The following is a 17,927-nucleotide window of genomic DNA, read 5'->3' on the forward strand; positions in this document are numbered from 1 at the left end:
AGGTAACTTGAAAATGGAGGGCGTGACCTATGACGCCCAAGCGTCCCGAAGGTGCGGGCGTGTTCCCGAAAGCGGTAGTAGCCCCCGCGCCATCCCCCGTGGATCCAGCCAGCCTGTATGCGGCTCTGGACCTCGGCACAAACAGTTGTCGTATGCTGATTGCCCAACCAAAGGGCAGTCAGTTTCATGTCGTGGACAGCTTCTCGAAGTCGGTGCAGCTGGGCCGTGGTCTGGAAGCATCCGGGCGGCTTAGCCGTTCGTCGATGTCGCGCACCATTCAGGCGCTGCGTATTTGCCGCAAGAAGCTGATCAAGCATGATGTGAAACGGATGCGCCTTGTCGCGACCGAGGCTTGCCGCCGTGCGACCAACGGCAAGAATTTCATGGCCAGTATCCGTCGCGAGACTGGTCTGGATCTGGAAATCATCAAGCCCGAGGAAGAAGCGCGTCTGGCCGTGGTGTCCTGCGCGCCCCTGGTCTCGACCAAGACCGAGCAGCTTTTGGTGGTGGATATCGGCGGCGGTTCGACAGAACTTGTCTGGATCGACCTGTCGAAGGTCCCCCCGTTGGATCGCGCACAATCCATCATGCGGATGGGGCGTGGCTTCTCAGGCGGGGTGGGTGACTTCCCGGCCGCCAGCGTCGTGGACTGGATTTCCGTCCCGCTGGGCGTGGCGACATTGCGCGAGATGTTTGACGATGTGGAAGACGATGCCGGGCGCTATGCCCTGATGTCGGTCCATTTTGAAGAGCAACTGGCCGATTTCAGTCCGTTCCACCACGAACCCCCACGCGAAGGGTTCCAGATCATCGGCACCTCGGGCACGGTTACGACCGTTGCCGCGACCCATCTGGGTTTGCGTCGTTATGACCGGACCCGCGTGGACGGATTGCGTATGACGTCCGAGCAGATTGAACGCGTGATCCAAGGCTATCTAGCCATGGGTCCGAAAGGGCGACGCATAAATTCTCATATTGGACGAGATCGGCAATCGTTGATCATGTCCGGCTCGGCCATTCTGCAGGCGCTTTTGCGCGTCTGGCCGACCGATCGCCTAAGCGTCGCCGATCGTGGTCTGCGCGAAGGTATCCTCTATTCTCAAATGTCCTTGGACGGTGTGTTGGAAGGCGGACCATTCTAATGTCTCAAAACGATGGTAATTCCGACGGCCCCCAAGGGGGCGGCAACAAGTATTCAAAACGCACGCGCAAAAGCTCGGGCCGGGGACAGCGCGATCTGACCGTGAAGGTGAAAACCGCACGGGGCCGACGCAGTTCGTCGACACGTTGGTTGCAGCGTCAGTTGAATGACCCGTATGTGCAGCGTGCTCAGGCCGAAGGTTTTCGCGGTCGTGCGGCCTATAAGATCATGGAATTGGACGACAAATACCGGTTCCTCGTAAATGGTGCTCGCGTGGTGGACCTTGGCTGCGCGCCGGGGGGCTGGGCGCAGGTCGCCGTGCCCCGCATCAATGCACTGGGCGAGAAATCCGGCAAACGCGTCGGCACCTATCTGGGTGTGGACCTGCAAGAGGTCGAGCCGCTGGCAGGTGCCCGCTTCGAACAGCTGGATTTCATGGACGAAGATGCTGATCAGGTTGTACGCGATTGGTTGGGTGGCAAGGCGGATGTGGTCATGTCGGACATGGCCGCGTCCAGTTCCGGCCACAAGCAAACGGACCACCTGCGTATCATCTCGCTGTGCGAAGCGGCGGCCTATTTCGCCTTCGACGTGCTGGATGAAGGCGGTACATTTGTGGCCAAAGTGCTTGCAGGTGGGGCCGAGGGTGAGCTTCAGAAGCTGTTGAAGACGAAGTTCAACAAGGTGATGAACGTGAAACCGCCCTCCAGCCGATCCGACAGCTCGGAAAAATTTGTCGTTGCCATGGACTACAAGGGCTGATCCCTTTTTGGGCGCAATTCTAACGACGAGGGTCGCGCTGCAAGGCGCGCTCTGCCCTTAGTCTGTCGTCTTTTGAATAGCAGCCCTTCGTCACATCTGGCACAACCGGATCAAACTGAACTGACGCCCTGCCAGATCGCCGGGGCAAACTGGAAAGGTGCAATATGCGCGCACAACCTCAAGCCAGCCATTTCATCAACGGCGCTTACGTGGAAGACACCGCCGGGGCCGAAATTGACGTGATCTTCCCCGCCACCGGCGAGGTCATTGCAAAACTACATTCCGCGACGCCTGCGATCATCGAACAGGCGATCACCTCGTCGCTGGCCGCACAGGCCGATTGGGAAGCCATGACCGGGACCGAGCGTGGCCGCATCCTGCGCCGCGCTGCCGACATCATCCGCGAACGCAACCACGATCTGTCGGTGCTCGAGACACTGGACACCGGTAAGCCCTATCAGGAAACCAGCGTGGCGGACGCGACCTCGGGCGCGGATGCGTTGGAGTATTTCGGAGGTCTGGCCGCGTCGCTGACGGGTGAGCATATCCAGATGCCGGACGGAGATTTCGTCTATACCCGCCGCGAAGCGCTTGGCGTCTGCGTGGGCATCGGGGCGTGGAACTATCCGACCCAGATCGCCTGCTGGAAAGCCGCCCCTGCGCTGGCCTGCGGCAACACTTCGATCTTCAAACCGTCTGAAACCACACCGCTGTCCGCGTTGAAAGTGGCCGAGATCATGATTGAAGCCGGCGCACCGGCAGGTATTTTCAACGTCATTCAAGGTTATGGCGATGTGGGCGCAGCGCTGGTCACAGACCCGCGCGTTGCCAAAGTCTCGCTGACGGGATCGGTGCCGACGGGGCGCAAGGTTTATGCCGCGGCCGCTGCTGGCATGAAGCATGTCACGATGGAGCTGGGTGGCAAGTCCCCCATGATCATCTTTGATGACGCCGACGTAGAGAACGCCGTATCGGGTGCCATTTTGGGCAACTTCTATTCGTCGGGGCAGGTCTGCTCGAACGGGACTCGCGTGTTCGTTCAGAAAGGTATCAAGGAAGCCTTCCTGAAGCGTCTGGCCGAACGTCTGGAAAATGCGGTTATCGGTGATCCTCTGGACCCGGAAACCTCATTCGGGCCGATGGTTAGCGAAGGGCAGTTGAACATCGTCATGAACTACATCGAAAAGGGCAAGGAAGAGGGCGCACGTCTGGCCTTTGGCGGTGCGCGCATTGATGGCGAGGGCTTCTATTTGCAGCCCACCGTCTTTGCCGATGTGACCGACGACATGACCATCGCCCGTGAAGAGATCTTCGGACCTGTCATGTCGGTTCTGGACTTCGATGACGAGGATGAAGTCCTGGCCCGTGCCAATGATACCGAGTTCGGTTTGGCCGCAGGCGTGTTTACCAATGACCTGACCCGCGCGCATCGCGTGGTTGCCGGGTTCGAGGCGGGCACCTGCTATATCAACACGTATAACGACGCGCCGGTTGAAGCGCCTTTTGGTGGCTCGAAGGCATCGGGTGTGGGGCGTGAAAACTCGAAAGCGGCGATCGAACATTATTCCGAGCTGAAGACGGTCTATGTCCGTCTAAGCGATCTGGAAGCGCCGTTCTAAGTCACAGACTAGAAACGATAAAAGCCGCTCAGACACATGGTTTGGGCGGCTTTTTTTTGAAGTGAGACCTGAACTGGGCAGGGTTAGTGGTCGTTCTTGCGATCAAACTGCATTAGCGCCAGTGCCAGACCGGAACAGATCGTGACGCCGGTCATCAGGGGCAGGGGTGTGCCGTTGAAGGCAAGTCCGATGGGCGCGGCGATCGCAATCGCGGCCATAGTCGGAAGCGCGCCAATGAGCGCACTTGCGGTCCCGGCAACATGTCCAAGGGGCTGGATGGCCAGCGCGTTCAGGTTTCCAAAGCTCAGACCATTTAGGAAGAACAAGGTGGAGGCCCACAGGCAAAACATGATCAGCGCACTGTTTCCTTGCGGCTCGTACATGCACCAGATGGTCAGGGTCAGCCCTGCCAGAACCGTCTGTGTGGCAAAACCCGCTTGAGCCAAGCGGCGCATGCCGATCCGCATCACCAAACGCGCGTTTAAAAGGCCAGAGGCGGCCGAGAAGATCGTAATAAGAGCGAAATAGACCGGCCACTTTGCACCTGCACCCAACACATCGACAAAGATCTGCTGGGCGGAACTGATGAACGCCATCAACTGGGCAAACGCGAAGGTGATCACTGCCATGTACAGTAGCGTGACACGGCTTTTCATAACGATTGCAAAGGCTTCCAGTGTCGGTCGCGGAGACAGCGGGCGCCGGCGTTCTGGTGCCAGTGTTTCGGGCTGGCGCAGAAGGAACCATGTCAGAATGGCGATGGCCAGCAGGATATAAGTGGTGAACATATGCCGCCAGCCAAAGCCCAGAACCACCCATTGTCCGATCAACGGCGCCACAGCTGGGACGAGGACGAAGAAGGTAAAGGCCATCGAGTTGACCCGCGCCATCTGCCGGCCTTCATAGAGGTCGCGGGTCATCGCCATGCCACAGGTGCGCGGGCCAGCGGCGCCCATGCCCTGTACAAAGCGCCAGAACAGAAGGGCCTCGAGCGATTGTGCCCAGAGGGCTGCGAAGGCCGCAGCCATGTAAAGCAGCATGCCCAGCGCCAGGGAACAACGTCGTCCGATCGAGTCTGACAGGGGGCCGAAGATCAGCTGACCAGCGCCTGCTCCGATTACAAAGGAACTAATCAGAAGCTGCGCGCGGTTTACATCTTCAGGGACCAGCAGCGAGGCGATTTCGGGCAAGGCTGGCAGGATCGAGTCAATCGAGAACGCCACCATCGAAAACAAGGCTGCCATCAGCAACACGTATTCCCGCAAGCGCAATGGCTTGACTGGAGGGTTCGTCATAATCCTCACTGAAGAGGCGTCCCACTCTGAACGTCATCAGCATCCAACTGGGCGGTGATGTCATCAATGACTTGTTGCCACAGCTTGATGGGTTGTGCGCCGGGCACCACATGCTGGTTTGCAATCAGGAAGGTCGGGACTGAGTTCACACCTTTGCTGCGCGCATCCATATCACGGGCCAAAAGGTCGCTTGCATCGGCAGACGAGGACAACAGACGCGCCACCATTTCGCCATCCATTCCTGCACCCGCAGCAACATCGCACAGCACATCATTTTCGCCGATGTCGCGGCCTTCCACGAAATAGGCACGGAACAGGCGATCAACCACGGCATTCTGCTTGCTTTCAAGCCCCGCCCAATGGATCACGCGGTGGGCGTTCATCGTGTTCGGCGTACGCTTGATCGCTTCCAGGTTAATCTCGACACCCGATGCTGCGGCTTCTTCGATCACCGGCAAATAGGCCTTAACGGCTTTCTCTTGTCCGCCAAATTTGTTTTCCAAATAGGTGCGTCGATCCATGCCTTCTGGAGGCATTTCCGGGTTAAGCTGGAATGGGTGCCAATGAACCTGAAAAGGGTGGTCAGGGCGTGTTTCCAATGCGTAATCAAGCCTCGTTTTTCCGATATAGCACCAGGGGCAAATCGGATCAGAGAAAATATCCAGACGGATCATACGATACTCCTATGGAGGTTAGCTCTATCTGGGATTGATAGCTTTGGGAAGAGGTCAGGTGACTTCATTGTTATGATCATCAACCGACAGGCGCAATGCCGCTCGTGAAAGCTTGTTGTTGGTGGACCTTGGCAGAGCATCGACGGCCCTGAACAGCCGTGGGCATTTATAGTGGGCCAAAAGGGCATGGGCATGTCGGGACAGCTCGTCATCGGATAGGGGGGCATCTGTAGGGATATAGAAGCATCCGATAACACTTGCATCCGCCTTCACGGAAACTTCAACACAGGCGGCTTCGCTGACGCCCGGGTGTTGGGCAATGACGGCTTCGATTTCGATTGGGGAAACACGATACCCGCCGGCATTCATGATGTCGTCAGACCGCCCTTCATAGATGAACGCGCTGGTCTGGGACAACGAGGCACTATCACCAGTCAAAAACCAGTCTCCGTGAAACTTCGCGGCTGTGGCCTCGGGGGCATTCAGATACTCAAGCATTAGGCCGGGGTCGCTGCGGTGAATGGCGAGCGTACCAGCGGAGCCTAAAGGCACGGGTATGCCGTCGCCATCCAATACAGCCAAATGCCGCCCGGCCTGTCCAAAGCCCAGCGCCCCATCCGGCGCGGGCCGCGTGGGAGATCCAGAGATGAAGGTCGAGCATTCGGACATGCCGAACGCTTCGTGAATGGGGGTGTTGGTCTGCTCCACCCACCGTGTGCGGGTCATTTCAGGAAGCTTCTCGCCCGCCGACAACCCGTGGCGTAAATTGGGAAGCGGGGGTAGGTCGCGTTTCAGCATCTGGCGATACACGCCGGGGGCGGCGGCGAAAATACTGACGCTTTCACGCTGTAACAGCGCGGACAGGTCATCGGGCGTGCTACCAGCCGCCGGGATGAGTGCTGTCGCCCCGACAGACCACGGATCCATGAGCCCGGTGCCCAGCGTGTAAGTCCAGTTGAAAGCGCCCGCGTGCATAACGCGGTCTTCGGTCGTGATCCCATACCAGCCATGCCACATCATCTGGCGCGCCCAGATGGCCCGGTGGGCGTGCAAAACGGCGCGTGCTTGTCCCGATGTGCCCGAAGTAAAGATGATATAGGCGGGCCGTTCTGGACTTCCTTGGTGATATGGCGCTGGGGGCAGGTCGGTGAAGCCATGCAGCGTTTCGGTATCGATCACCGGGCAAGGGGCTGGATCGGGCAGGGCGATACCTGGGTCTGCGATGATCAGGGACGGGGTGACCAGCGCGGCCATGCGCGTGATCTCGGTCTTGGTCAGCTGTGAAGAGCTGGGAATTGGGACAAGACCAGCAGCAATGGCCCCCAGAAAGCCCAGCGGGAAGTCCACAGTATTGCCAAGCCGAAGCAGCACGCGATCCCCGGGCTGTAGGCCTTGGTCCAATAGACCTGTCGCCACGCCCAGAACTGCGCGTTCAAGCTGTGCATAGGTCCATGTCGAACCGTCATCAGAGCCCGCCGATACGATCTTCAAAGCCACCTTGTCGCCCAGCCGTTCTGCATGTTGCAGCACGTACCCGGCCATGTTGAAGGGCGAAGGTGCCGGCGCGAGCGGCGTTGTGGGTGTCAGTTCCGAGATCATCGTCCTGATGTGCCAAGGGATGGCCTCGGATGCAAGCCGCGCGGTTGCATCATCACAGATTGTCTGTATTCAAGGGGCATGACGAAAGCAGACCAACCCAGCCTGATCCAACTTGCCCGCGAAACCGGGGAAGACCTGCCCGACCCCAATCCGTTGAACTTGGGCGAGCGCGTGCGCGAGTTGCGCAAATCACGTGGTTGGACGCTGGAACAGGCGGCGGGGCAGGCGGGGCTTGCGCGCTCGACCCTGTCCAAGATCGAGAACGGCCAGATGTCGCCCACCTATGAGGCGTTGAAGAAACTGGCTGTCGGGCTTGAGATTTCGGTGCCTCAACTGTTCACCGCGCCCAAATCGGCGCAGGTGTCGGGCCGTATGGCCGTGACCAAATCGGGCGAGGGCGCATCGCATCCCACCACGACCTATGAACACGAGATGCTGGCGGGTGCTCTGACCAAGAAATCCATGCTGCCCTACCGTGCGCGCGTCCGTGCCCGCTCGTTCGACGAATTTGACGGCTGGGTCCGCCATGATGGCGAGGAATTTCTGTATGTCCTGACCGGGGCTGTGCGTCTGATCACCGAGTTCTATGAACCGGTCGAGATGCGTCGCGGGGACAGCGCCTATTACGATGCCTCGATGGGACATAACGTGATTTCGGTCAGCGAAGAGGACGCGTTGATCCTGTGGGTGACCTCGCTGACCTAAGGGTTAGGCGTTCGGAAACCAGTGACGGGTGCGGTTGGCGAAAGCGACCAGCGACAGCATCACAGGCACTTCGACCAGCACGCCGACAACTGTGGCCAGCGCAGCACCCGAGTTCAGGCCGAAAAGCGAAATCGCTACAGCCACAGCCAACTCAAAGAAATTCGACGTGCCGATCATGCAGGCAGGCGCTGCGATGTTGTGCGGCAGCTTCATCGCTTTCGCCGCGCCATAGGCGATGGCGAAGATCCCATAGGTTTGGATCAGAAGCGGCACAGCAATCAGGACAATCGCCAGCGGTTTGGCCAGAATGGTCTGCGCCTGAAATCCAAAGAGCAGCACGACAGTGGCCAGCAGCCCGACGACCGACCACGGTTTCAGACGGGCCAGGAACCCGTCCAGCGCGGCCGGTCCTTTTTTGGCCAGACGCGCGCGCGTCACGACGCCCGCTGCCAGCGGCAGGACCACGTAGAGGATCACGGACAAGAGCAACGTCTCCCACGGGACAGTCACGTCCGAGATGCCCAGAAGGAAGGCCGCGATGGGGGCGAAAGCGAAGATCATGATCACGTCGTTGACGCTGACCTGCACCAGCGTATAGGCCGGATCGCCCTTGGTCAGCTGGCTCCAGACAAAGACCATGGCCGTACACGGCGCCACGCCCAATAGGATCATACCTGCGATGTATTCATTGGCGGTTTCGGGTTCGACAAGACCGGCAAAGATCACGCGAAAGAACAGCCAGCCGAGTGCTGCCATGGTGAAGGGTTTGATCAGCCAGTTGATCACCAGCGTCAGAACCAGCCCCTTGGGGCGGCGGCCGATATCTTTGATCGAGGCGAAATCGACCTGCACCATCATCGGATAGATCATGACCCAGATCAGCACGGCGACCACAAGGTTCACCTTCGAGATCTCAAGCGCTGCGATGGTTTGGAAAAGACCGGGCATCAGGTTGCCCAGTAAAACGCCCGCAATGATGCACAAGGCTACCCAGACGGACAGAAAGCGTTCGAAAATACCCATGTGACCTCCGGGCGGCAGATGATCGCGTTCTGCGATGCCTAGCCGCCGCCCGAAGTCAGTTCAAGTTTAAAGCGTTTCCAGTTTTTGTCGGATCACAACAAGAATTGGAAACGCCCACAAGCTTAATGGGGTGCGCAACGTTTCCACATCATGTTTCGCTAACACAATGTGGAAACGTATTTATTCCTCGTACCACCAGATCTCGGGTTGGAAGCCAAGATAGTCGCCATACATCGGAACGCGATCGGGGAAGTGCAGTTCCTTGGCGTGGGCGATGTGCGATTTGTCGCTATACCCCAGCGGAATGACGAAGCGGCTGGCGGTCAGGACACGGTCCAAAGCCTTTACGGCGGCGCGGAAATCCCCCTGATCCTCGGCCGTCAGCATGGCATCGATCAGCGCATCGATGGCGGGGTTCTTCACACCCATCCAGTTGCGCGAACCGTCCGTGTCCGCACTCTCGCCGCCCCAATAGAGCTTCTGTTCGTTGCCCGGAGACAACGACAAGCCACGCCAGTAATAGGCCATGTCGAAATCGAACGCGGTGGTGCGTTCCTTGTACTGCGCAGAATCGACCGAGGTGATTGTCGGCGAGATCCCAAGACGCGAAAGGGCGGCCGAGAAGATCTCGATTTCCTGCCGGTTCTCATCCGCGCCGGACTTCAGAAGGATTTCAAAAGTGAAGGGCTCGCCCGCGGCGTTTTTCATGGCGCCATCCTGCACGGTCCAGCCGGCCTCTTCCATCAGGCCCATGGCTGTGCGGATACCTGCGCGGTTGCGTTCCGAGCCGTCGGATTCGGGCAGGCTGTAGCCCTCGATTGCGCCGTGGGGTAGATCATCCGCCAGTCCGTCCAGCAGGGCACGTACCTTGCCTTGGGCTTCCTCTCCGGGCGCCATGCCCAGAACCGAGTTATGGAAATAGGACAGAATGCGGCGTTTCGTGTTGCCGTGGATCGTCTGGTTGATAAATTCGAAGTTGAACGCATGGATCATCGCATCACGCACGCGAATGTCCTGAAACACCGGGCGGCGGGTGTTCATCACATAGCCTTTGATGCCCGTGGGGCGTTGATGCGGGACGTCCGACAGAACGATGTCGCCCGACTGCACAGACGGGAAGTTGAACTGCGTGGCCCATTTGTGGGCGTTTGTTTCGCGGTGGGTATTGGCCTCGCCCGCTTTGAACGCCTCGAAGGTCACACCACCATCGCCGTAATAATCAAATCGGATTTCGTCCAGATTGGCCTGACCTTTCATAAAGGGCACGTCTTTGCCCCAGTAATCCGGGTTACGCTTCAGGGTCAGATAGCGGCCGGGTTCAAATTCGCCAATCACGTAAGGGCCAGAGGTAATTGGCAGCACGTCTACACCTGATGCGTCGAAATCTGCGGCCTCCCACTGTGCTTTCTGCAGAATGGGGCGCATCCCCAAAATCAAAGGCAGTTCGCGGTCTTCGGTGTTGAAGGTGAACTTGACCGAGCGCGGGCCGGTTTGCTCCATCGTTTCGATCTTGTTCCACGCTCCGTGATAGCGTGGATGGCCCTTAGTGCCGAGCGTCTCGTAAGACCACATCACGTCTTCCACGGTGAGGGGCGTGCCATCGGAAAATGTCGCCTCTTCGCGTAGAGTGAATTCGACCCACGTGCGGGCGTCGTCGGTTTCAACGGTTTCAGCCAGCAGGCCATACAGCGTAAAGGGTTCGTCCCAGCTGCGGCCCATCAGGCTTTCGGCCAGCAAGAATCGAAGCTGCCATGGGGTGCTGCCTTTGCGGATATAGGGATGCAGGCTGTCAAATCCTCCGGACTCCGCGAAAACGATGCGACCTCCTTTGGGTGCGTCAGGGTTCACATGAGGCAGTGCGGTGTAGTCAGCGGGCAGGGCGGGTTCGCCATACATGGCTATGCCGTGTTGCGGTTCTGCCTGTGCTGCCAGCACTGACGAAAGCGTCACAATGCCTGTTGCGACCATCCCGCGAAGCTTCTGGGGTATATTTGTTCTCATTGCGAAACAATCCTTCACGTCCCTGATTTGTTTAGCGAAACACTAGAGGTGGAAATCCGCCTTTTCAAACTTTTAGCTTGGATAAAGGCGCTGAACCGCTTATAAAGAATGCACTGCTCGATAGGTTTCTTGCCTGTATGAAACCTGCCTCAATAACTTTGCGCCCGCCTTGTGCGGGCGTTTTTTTTATGGTGATTCCGGGCGGGGCCGATCCTGCAGAACGCATCGCGACGGGATGAAGAATCGGGTGATTCCACAATGTCGTCTTCTGTCGTGAAAGCACTGGTGCCTTGGATTCCTTGCGCTATGCTGCAGCGCAACAGATTTTACCTTGTGGATAAGGAAACCAAATATGGCCATCACAATGTCACTGGAAGGCAAAACAGCCGTTGTTACCGGATCAAACTCGGGCATCGGGCTTGGGGTTGCCAAGGAACTGGCGCGCGCAGGCGCAGATGTTGTTCTGAACTCGTTCACCGATTCGGCGGATGACCATGCCATTGCCGACGCCATTGCTCAGGAGTTCGGCGTGACCGCACGTTATATCCAGGCTGATATGTCCAGTGCCGAGGAATGCCGTGCGCTGGTCGAGAAGGCAGGGCGCTGTGACATTCTGGTGAACAATGCGGGCATTCAACACGTGGCGCCGGTCGAGGAGTTTCCGATCGACAAATGGAACGCGATCATTGCGATCAATCTCAGCTCGGCTTTCCACACAACGGCTGTCGCCGTGCCGCAGATGCGGGCGAATGGCTGGGGCCGCGTGATCAACATCGCGTCGGCGCATGGTCTGACAGCCTCGCCATATAAATCCGCCTATATCGCCGCGAAGCACGGCGTTGTCGGGCTGACCAAGACCGTGGCGTTGGAAACCGCCGAGGATCCGATCACCGCGAATGCGATTTGTCCCGGCTACGTGCTGACCCCGCTGGTTGAAAGCCAGATCCCGGACCAGATGAAAACTCATGGCATGGACCGCGATCAGGTTGTGCGCGAGGTGATGCTTGCCCGCCAGCCCTCGAAGGATTTCGCGACGGTCGAACAGATGGGCGGTACAGCAACCTTCCTGTGTTCGGACGCAGCAGCGCAGATCACGGGGACAACGATCTCGGTCGATGGGGGCTGGACGGCTCTTTAAGATATAGCATCGTCGAAGCGAGCGATCAGAACGGGGCGTATTTAGTGTAGCGTGCCGTTCGTCACACCCAGCAACAGCTTTGCGGCGATCGCCCACATTACCAGGCCAATGATCACGTCAAGAACCCGCCACGAGGCGGGTTTTTGCATGACAGGGGCCAGAAAGCGTGCGCCGTAGCCCAGAGAAAAGAAAAAGACGAAGCTGGAAATCACAGCCCCCGCGCCGAAGGTGACCCGCGTGGGCCAGTCAGGATACGACGTCGAGATCGCGCCGATCAGACCTAGCGTGTCCAGATAGACATGGGGATTGGCCCACGTGAAAGCCGCCGCAATCGCCAAAGTGGCCCAAAGCCCACGCGATTGCCCCGCGATCTCCATCGTATAGTCGCCTTTCCACGCGGCCATGAAGCGCATCAGGCCATAGATGATCAGGAAGGCTGCACCGGCCAACGCCATGACTGTCGGCAGCGATGGCATCGCCTCGACCAAGGCGCCAAATCCGGCCACGCCTGCGGCGATCAGGAACGCGTCCGAGGCAGCGCAGAACAGACACAGCCAGAAGACATGTTTTTTCATCAGCCCTTGTCGCAAGACAAAGGCGTTCTGCGCTCCAATCGCAAGGATCAGGGAGAACCCGGTGGCAAAGCCAGTCAGGGCAGGGGTAATGCTCATGAGTTGTCTGGCGTCTCGGGTGGCAGGCTTGGGTCTTTGGAGTTCGGATAGACAAGCCCAGCCGAAATCACCAGCTTAGCCGCATCTTCGACAGACATATCCAGTTCGATCACTGAATGGCGCGGCACGAACAGCAAAAAACCCGAGGTCGGGTTCGGCGTGGTCGGCAGAAAGACCGAGATGATATCCTCATTCACCGGGATACGTTTGTCGACTTCGCCCTTCGCCTTGGTCGAGATGAAGGCAATCGCCCAGATCCCCTTGCGTGGGTATTCCACCAAGCAGGCCTTGTCGAACTTGGTGTCGGTCGACTGGCTGAAGACGGTCTCGGCGATTTGTTTCAGCCCGTTATAGAGCGACCGCACGACTGGCATGCGGTCCACAAGACCCTCACCCCAAGACAGGAAAGACCGGCCAATCAAACCCTTAGCGACCCAGCCCACAAGCACGGTGAAAATCAGAAATACAACCACACCCAGGCCACGCACATTCACACGCACATCTTCGCCAAACAGCATCTTGAACCACGTGCTGTCGCCAAACAGCCAATCGATCAGAGCGTCAGGTTGATAGGCGGCGGGCACAAAGGGCAAAACCCAGCTGTCGATCCAGCCCACGAAGGTCCAGATCATCCACATGGTGATGGCGATAGGAACCACGACCACAAGGCCCGCAAGGAAGTTATTGCGCAGACCGGTAAAGGGGCGCCACTTGCGCCTGTGATGGTCGTCCAATTCGTTCATGAAGGTGGGTTCCCGCTTCTTCTTGCGCAAAACTTATGTGCTTGGGGAGAAATCGGCAATAGCCGTAACGTCAATTTGCCCTGTTAGTTGCTCGGTGAAGCAGGTATTTTCAGGGGCTTAGGCGTAAGGTGCACCGGTTGGGGCTGGACGTGCTGTTACAGATACGCCTATCACTTTCTTAAGTGACCCAATCAGAAAGTAGCCGACCCCCGATGACCGCGCCCAGCCAAATCGCTGTATCAGACCTGACCGAAGCACAGGCAATGGATGAACTTGCCCGCCTGTCCGCGCTTTTGGCTGCTGCCAATCTGGCCTATCACGGCAAAGATGCGCCCGAGATTTCGGACGCAGATTATGACGCGGCCAAGCGCCGGAATGCCGAGATCGAGAACCGGTTTCCCCAGCTGAAACACGCAAACAGTGCCTCGGACCAAGTGGGCGCTGCGCCCTCGGACGGGTTTGGCAAGATCGCGCATGAGGTGCGCATGCTGTCCTTGGGAAATGCGTTCAGCGATGAGGATGTTGCTGAATTTGTCGGGCGCATTCGGTCATTCCTAGGTTTGGGCGATAACGCCGCGCTGGCGCTGACCGCCGAGCCGAAGATTGACGGTCTGTCCTTGTCGATCCGATATGAACACGGAAAGTTGGTCCATGCGGTGACCCGTGGCGATGGGTCTGTGGGCGAAAATGTCACCGACAATGCGCGAACTATCAAAGACATACCGCAAGTTCTTAAAGGTGCGCCCGAGGTGCTTGAGGTGCGGGGCGAAGTGTATATGTCCCACGAGGATTTCACCGACCTGAACGCGCGTTACACGGCGCGGGGCGGCAAGAGCTTTGCCAATCCGCGCAACGCGGCGGCGGGATCGTTGCGCCAGCTGGATGCCTCGATCACAGCCGATCGCCCGCTGCGCTTTTTTGCCTATGCTTGGGGCGCGCTGTCAGCACCGTTGGCCGAGACCCAGATGGGCGCGGTGGAGCGTCTGGCCGCGCTAGGCTTCCAGACCAACCCGCTGACCCAAAAGTTTACCGATCTTCAAGAGCTTCTAGCCCATTATCGCCGCATCGAAGCGCAGCGCGCCACGCTGGGCTATGACATTGACGGGGTGGTGTACAAAGTGGACGACCTTGCGCTTCAGGCGCGGCTTGGCTTTCGCTCGACCACGCCGCGTTGGGCGATTGCGCATAAGTTTCCTGCCGAAAAGGCGTGGACGCGGCTTGAGGCCATCGACATTCAGGTGGGCCGCACAGGGGCTTTGTCGCCGGTCGCGCGCCTGACGCCTGTCACAGTCGGGGGTGTGGTTGTGTCGAACGCGACCCTGCACAATGAAGACTACATCGCCGGACGCGACAATTCCGGTGCTGAAATCCGGGGTGGCAAGGACATCCGGGTCGGCGATTGGGTCGAAGTCTATCGCGCGGGTGATGTGATCCCCAAGATTTCGGACGTGGACCTGTCGAAGCGGCCTGAAAGCGCCGTGGTCTTTGCCTTTCCCAGTGAATGCCCGGAATGCGGGTCGGATGCGATCCGCGATGAAGGCGACGCAGTGCGCCGCTGCACGGGCGGTATCATTTGCCCAGCGCAGGCAGTTGAAAAGCTGAAGCATTTTGTGTCCCGCGGCGCGTTTGACATCGACGGGTTGGGGGCTAAACAAGTCGAGATGTTTTATCACGACGAGGTCCTACCGATCCGTGAACCCGCCGACATCTTCACGCTGAGAACCCGTGATGCGGGGCAATTGGCACGGCTGAAGAACCGTGATGGTTGGGGTGAGAAAAGTGCCGAAAAGCTATTTCAGGCAATTGAAGAACGGCGTGTAATCCCTTTAAATAAAGTTATTTTTGCGCTTGGCATTCGTCATGTAGGTGAAAGCGCAGGCAATTTGTTGGCCCGCCAACATGGCACATGGGATGCGTTCGAAACTGCGGTGACCGCAGCCAAGCCCGACACACCCGAATGGGACGATCTGGTGTCCATTGATGGGGTCGGCGCAGTAATGGCCGGATCACTGGTTGCAGCCTTCGCGCAAGAGCGTGAACGCGCCTCGATCGACCGTCTGGTGGCCGAACTGGATATACAACCCGTCGAAGCCCCGAAATCCGATGACAGCCCGGTCGCGGGCAAGGTGGTCGTTTTCACCGGCACGCTCGAGAAGATGACCCGCGCGGAAGCCAAGGCCCGGGCTGAATCCCTTGGGGCTAAGGTCTCGGGGTCGGTTTCCGGCAAGACGGACCTTTTGGTTGCCGGGCCGGGGGCGGGGTCGAAGGCCAAAAAAGCCGCCGATCTGGGGGTCGAAACCATCGACGAAGATGGCTGGCTTGAGCTGATCGGAGACGCCTGATGTCCACCCGGCCTGAAATCCTGTTCCCTTTGTTCGCCAAGCTGGAGACGCTGGGCGGGATCGGGCCGAAGACTGCCAAGTCATTGGAAACGCTTGGGATAACGTTGCCGCGTGACCTGTTGCTCTGGTTGCCCCATGCAGGGATCGACCGCAAGTTCCGCGCCTCGGTCACCGAGGTTCAGCCGGGTGATATGGCCACGGTCGAGATCGAGGTTGGTCCGCATCGTCCCGGACGGTCAAAGAGCGCGCCTTACAGGGTCGAGGTCTCGGACCCCCTGACGACGTTCGAACTGGTGTTCTTTCACGCCAATACGCGATGGCTTGAACAACAGCTTCCGGTCGGGGCGAAGCGTGTGATCTCGGGCAAGGTTGAACACTTCGACGGACGTGCACAGATCGTGCATCCTGATTTCATCCTGCCCCCGGCCGAGGCGGGGCTGATCCCCGATTTCGAACCCGTTTACCGTCTGACAGCGGGCGTCACCGGCAAGACGGTTATCAAGGGTGTTGGCGACATTCTGATCCGCTTGCCGATGCTGCAAGAATGGGTCGACCCGGCGCTGAAAACCCGTGAACACTGGCCAGATTGGCACGAGGCCCTGCGCGACGCTCATACACCCGAAGGGCCGGATGACCTGTCGCCGCAGTCTGTAGCACGTCGCCGGTTGGCCTATGATGAATTTTTCGCGCATCAACTGACATTGGCGCTGGCCCGTGCGACGGTGCGTCGTGGCAAGGGACGTGTCAGCATCGGAACCGGCGCGCTGCGCGACAAGGTGCTGGGCGCTCTGCCGTACACCCCCACTGGCGCCCAATCTCGCGCGGTCGAGGAAATCGCGGCAGATATGGCCGCAGGGACCCGAATGAACCGACTGTTGCAGGGGGATGTGGGCGCGGGAAAGACACTGGTTGCGCTTCTGTCTTTGCTGGTCGCGGTCGAAGCAGGCGGGCAGGGCGTGATGATGGCCCCGACCGAGATCTTGGCTCGCCAGCATCTGGAAGGACTGCGCCCACTGGCAGACGAAGCTGGCGTGGTGGTTGAGATCCTGACGGGGCGTGACAAGGGCGCGGAACGGCGGCGCAAGCTTGAGGCGCTCAAGGCCGGTGATGTTCATATTCTGGTTGGAACCCACGCGGTATTCCAGAAAGACGTGGCATTTCATGACCTTCGCCTTGCTGTGGTAGACGAACAACACCGCTTTGGCGTCTCCCAACGGATGGAGCTGGGGGCAAAAGGCGCGGCCTCGGACGTGTTGGTGATGACCGCCACGCCGATCCCCCGCAGCCTTGCCTTGGCGCAATATGGCGACATGGATGTCTCGGTGCTGGACGAAAAACCGCCGGGACGCAAACCGATCAAAACGGTACTGATCAACACTGGGCGGCTGGAGGAAGTTGTGGAACGGCTTCGCGGGGCCATCGCGGACGGGGCGCAGTGTTATTGGGTGTGTCCGTTGGTTGAGGAAAGCGAGGTCATGGATATGACCGCCGCTGAAGAGCGGTTCAAACATCTGCGCGCTGAGCTGGGCGAGGGTGTCGTGGGCATGGTGCATGGCCAAATGCCTGTGGCCGAGAAAGACGCCGCGATGGCGGATTTCGTGGCAGGCAAGACCAAGCTTTTGGTTGCGACTACGGTGATCGAAGTTGGTGTGGACGTGCCCAATGCCTCGATCATGGTGATTGAACGGGCCGAGCATTTCGGGCTGGCGCAGCTGCACCAGTTGCGCGGACGGGTCGGGCGCGGGCAGGCGGCCTCGACCTGCTTGTTGATGTATCAGGCCCCGCTGACCGAGGGCGGTGAAAAACGCCTGTCGGTGATGCGCGATACGGAAGACGGGTTCGTGATTTCCGAGGCAGACTTGGAAATGCGCGGGGCAGGTGATGTGCTGGGCACCGCGCAATCGGGGCTGCCGCGGTTCTGGGTCGCGGATCTGGAACATCAGGCAGGATTGATGGCCGTGGCCCAAAAAGACGCGCGCCTGTTGCTGCAGCAGGACCCCGATCTGAGCACCCCGAGGGGGCATGCAGCGCGTGTTCTTCTATGGCTCATGCGGCAGGACGAAGCGATCCGTTTGATTTCAGTGGGTTAGCACTTTTGTTCTCAAAAGTTCACAAATGTTCTTAAAAAGTTCTTTACAAAACGTTCCGTGATATGCGAACAAAATAGCAACACGGATGCAGTGACACACACTGCCCACAAAGACAGAGAGCAGG

General features: G+C 58.8%; 14 protein-coding genes. 7 read left to right on the forward strand and 7 right to left on the reverse strand.

The features are described 5' to 3' along the window. Nucleotides 1-29: 29 nt before the first annotated feature. From ALP8811_RS06165 to betB, 3 genes are all read left to right on the forward strand, one after another. A complete protein-coding gene (locus tag ALP8811_RS06165) occupies nt 30-1,142 on the forward strand; it encodes a Ppx/GppA phosphatase family protein (RefSeq protein WP_108856266.1) in 1,113 nt (370 codons plus the stop codon). Continuing rightward, nucleotides 1,142-1,903, forward strand: a complete 762-nt coding sequence (locus ALP8811_RS06170) for an RlmE family RNA methyltransferase (protein ID WP_108856267.1) — start codon at nt 1,142-1,144, stop codon at nt 1,901-1,903. The genes ALP8811_RS06165 and ALP8811_RS06170 overlap by 1 nt, the downstream gene beginning before the upstream one ends. 164 nt (nt 1,904-2,067) lie before the next feature. Then, on the forward strand, nt 2,068-3,522 hold the full coding sequence (gene betB / locus ALP8811_RS06175; protein WP_108856268.1) for a betaine-aldehyde dehydrogenase: 1,455 nt from the start codon (nt 2,068-2,070) through the stop codon (nt 3,520-3,522). An 83-nt stretch (nt 3,523-3,605) separates the two neighbouring features. On the opposite strand, the gene ALP8811_RS06180 is transcribed toward betB, so the two are convergent. The 3 genes from ALP8811_RS06180 to ALP8811_RS06190 are packed head-to-tail and all read right to left on the reverse strand — an operon-like array spanning nt 3,606 to nt 7,090. Beyond that, a complete protein-coding gene (locus ALP8811_RS06180) occupies nt 3,606-4,817 on the reverse strand; it encodes a multidrug effflux MFS transporter (RefSeq protein ID WP_108856269.1) in 1,212 nt (403 codons plus the stop codon). 5 nt (nt 4,818-4,822) lie between these two features. Then, nucleotides 4,823-5,491, reverse strand: coding sequence for a DsbA family oxidoreductase (locus tag ALP8811_RS06185; protein WP_108856270.1), 669 nt, complete (start codon nt 5,489-5,491; stop codon nt 4,823-4,825). A 54-nt stretch (nt 5,492-5,545) separates the two neighbouring features. Continuing rightward, the gene (locus ALP8811_RS06190) at nt 5,546-7,090 is read right to left on the reverse strand and encodes a class I adenylate-forming enzyme family protein (protein ID WP_108856271.1); all 1,545 of its coding nucleotides are present in this window, start codon (nt 7,088-7,090) and stop codon (nt 5,546-5,548) included. A 78-nt stretch (nt 7,091-7,168) separates the two neighbouring features. Between ALP8811_RS06190 and ALP8811_RS06195 the strand changes: the two genes are divergently transcribed. After that, a complete protein-coding gene (locus tag ALP8811_RS06195; RefSeq protein WP_108856272.1) occupies nt 7,169-7,795 on the forward strand; it encodes a helix-turn-helix domain-containing protein in 627 nt (208 codons plus the stop codon). Between the two features lie 3 nt (nt 7,796-7,798). On the opposite strand, the gene arsB is transcribed toward ALP8811_RS06195, so the two are convergent. Beyond that, nucleotides 7,799-8,818 (reverse strand): ACR3 family arsenite efflux transporter, encoded by a 1,020-nt coding sequence (gene arsB / locus ALP8811_RS06200; protein WP_108856273.1) that lies wholly within the window; start codon nt 8,816-8,818, stop codon nt 7,799-7,801. Nucleotides 8,819-8,998: 180 nt separating this feature from the next. Continuing rightward, nucleotides 8,999-10,819 (reverse strand): extracellular solute-binding protein, encoded by a 1,821-nt coding sequence (locus ALP8811_RS06205; protein ID WP_108856274.1) that lies wholly within the window; start codon nt 10,817-10,819, stop codon nt 8,999-9,001. A 364-nt stretch (nt 10,820-11,183) separates the two neighbouring features. On the opposite strand from ALP8811_RS06205, the gene ALP8811_RS06210 reads away from it, so the two are divergent. After that, entirely contained in the window at nt 11,184-11,957 is a 774-nt protein-coding gene (locus tag ALP8811_RS06210; RefSeq protein WP_108857458.1) for a 3-hydroxybutyrate dehydrogenase, read from the forward strand. A 41-nt stretch (nt 11,958-11,998) separates the two neighbouring features. On the opposite strand, the gene ALP8811_RS06215 is transcribed toward ALP8811_RS06210, so the two are convergent. Further along, entirely contained in the window at nt 11,999-12,628 is a 630-nt protein-coding gene (locus tag ALP8811_RS06215) for a LysE/ArgO family amino acid transporter (protein WP_108856275.1), read from the reverse strand. Beyond that, nucleotides 12,625-13,371, reverse strand: coding sequence for a DUF502 domain-containing protein (locus tag ALP8811_RS06220; RefSeq protein WP_108856276.1), 747 nt, complete (start codon nt 13,369-13,371; stop codon nt 12,625-12,627). Before ALP8811_RS06220 ends, ALP8811_RS06215 begins: the two co-directional genes overlap by 4 nt. 212 nt (nt 13,372-13,583) lie before the next feature. On the opposite strand from ALP8811_RS06220, the gene ligA reads away from it, so the two are divergent. Continuing rightward, entirely contained in the window at nt 13,584-15,713 is a 2,130-nt protein-coding gene (gene ligA, locus ALP8811_RS06225; protein WP_108856277.1) for an NAD-dependent DNA ligase LigA, read from the forward strand. Then, nucleotides 15,713-17,803, forward strand: coding sequence for an ATP-dependent DNA helicase RecG (gene recG / locus ALP8811_RS06230; RefSeq protein ID WP_108856278.1), 2,091 nt, complete (start codon nt 15,713-15,715; stop codon nt 17,801-17,803). Before ligA ends, recG begins: the two co-directional genes overlap by 1 nt. Nucleotides 17,804-17,927 lie beyond the last annotated feature (124 nt).

The organism is Aliiroseovarius pelagivivens, from assembly GCF_900302485.1.
Lineage (GTDB): Bacteria > Pseudomonadota > Alphaproteobacteria > Rhodobacterales > Rhodobacteraceae > Aliiroseovarius > Aliiroseovarius pelagivivens.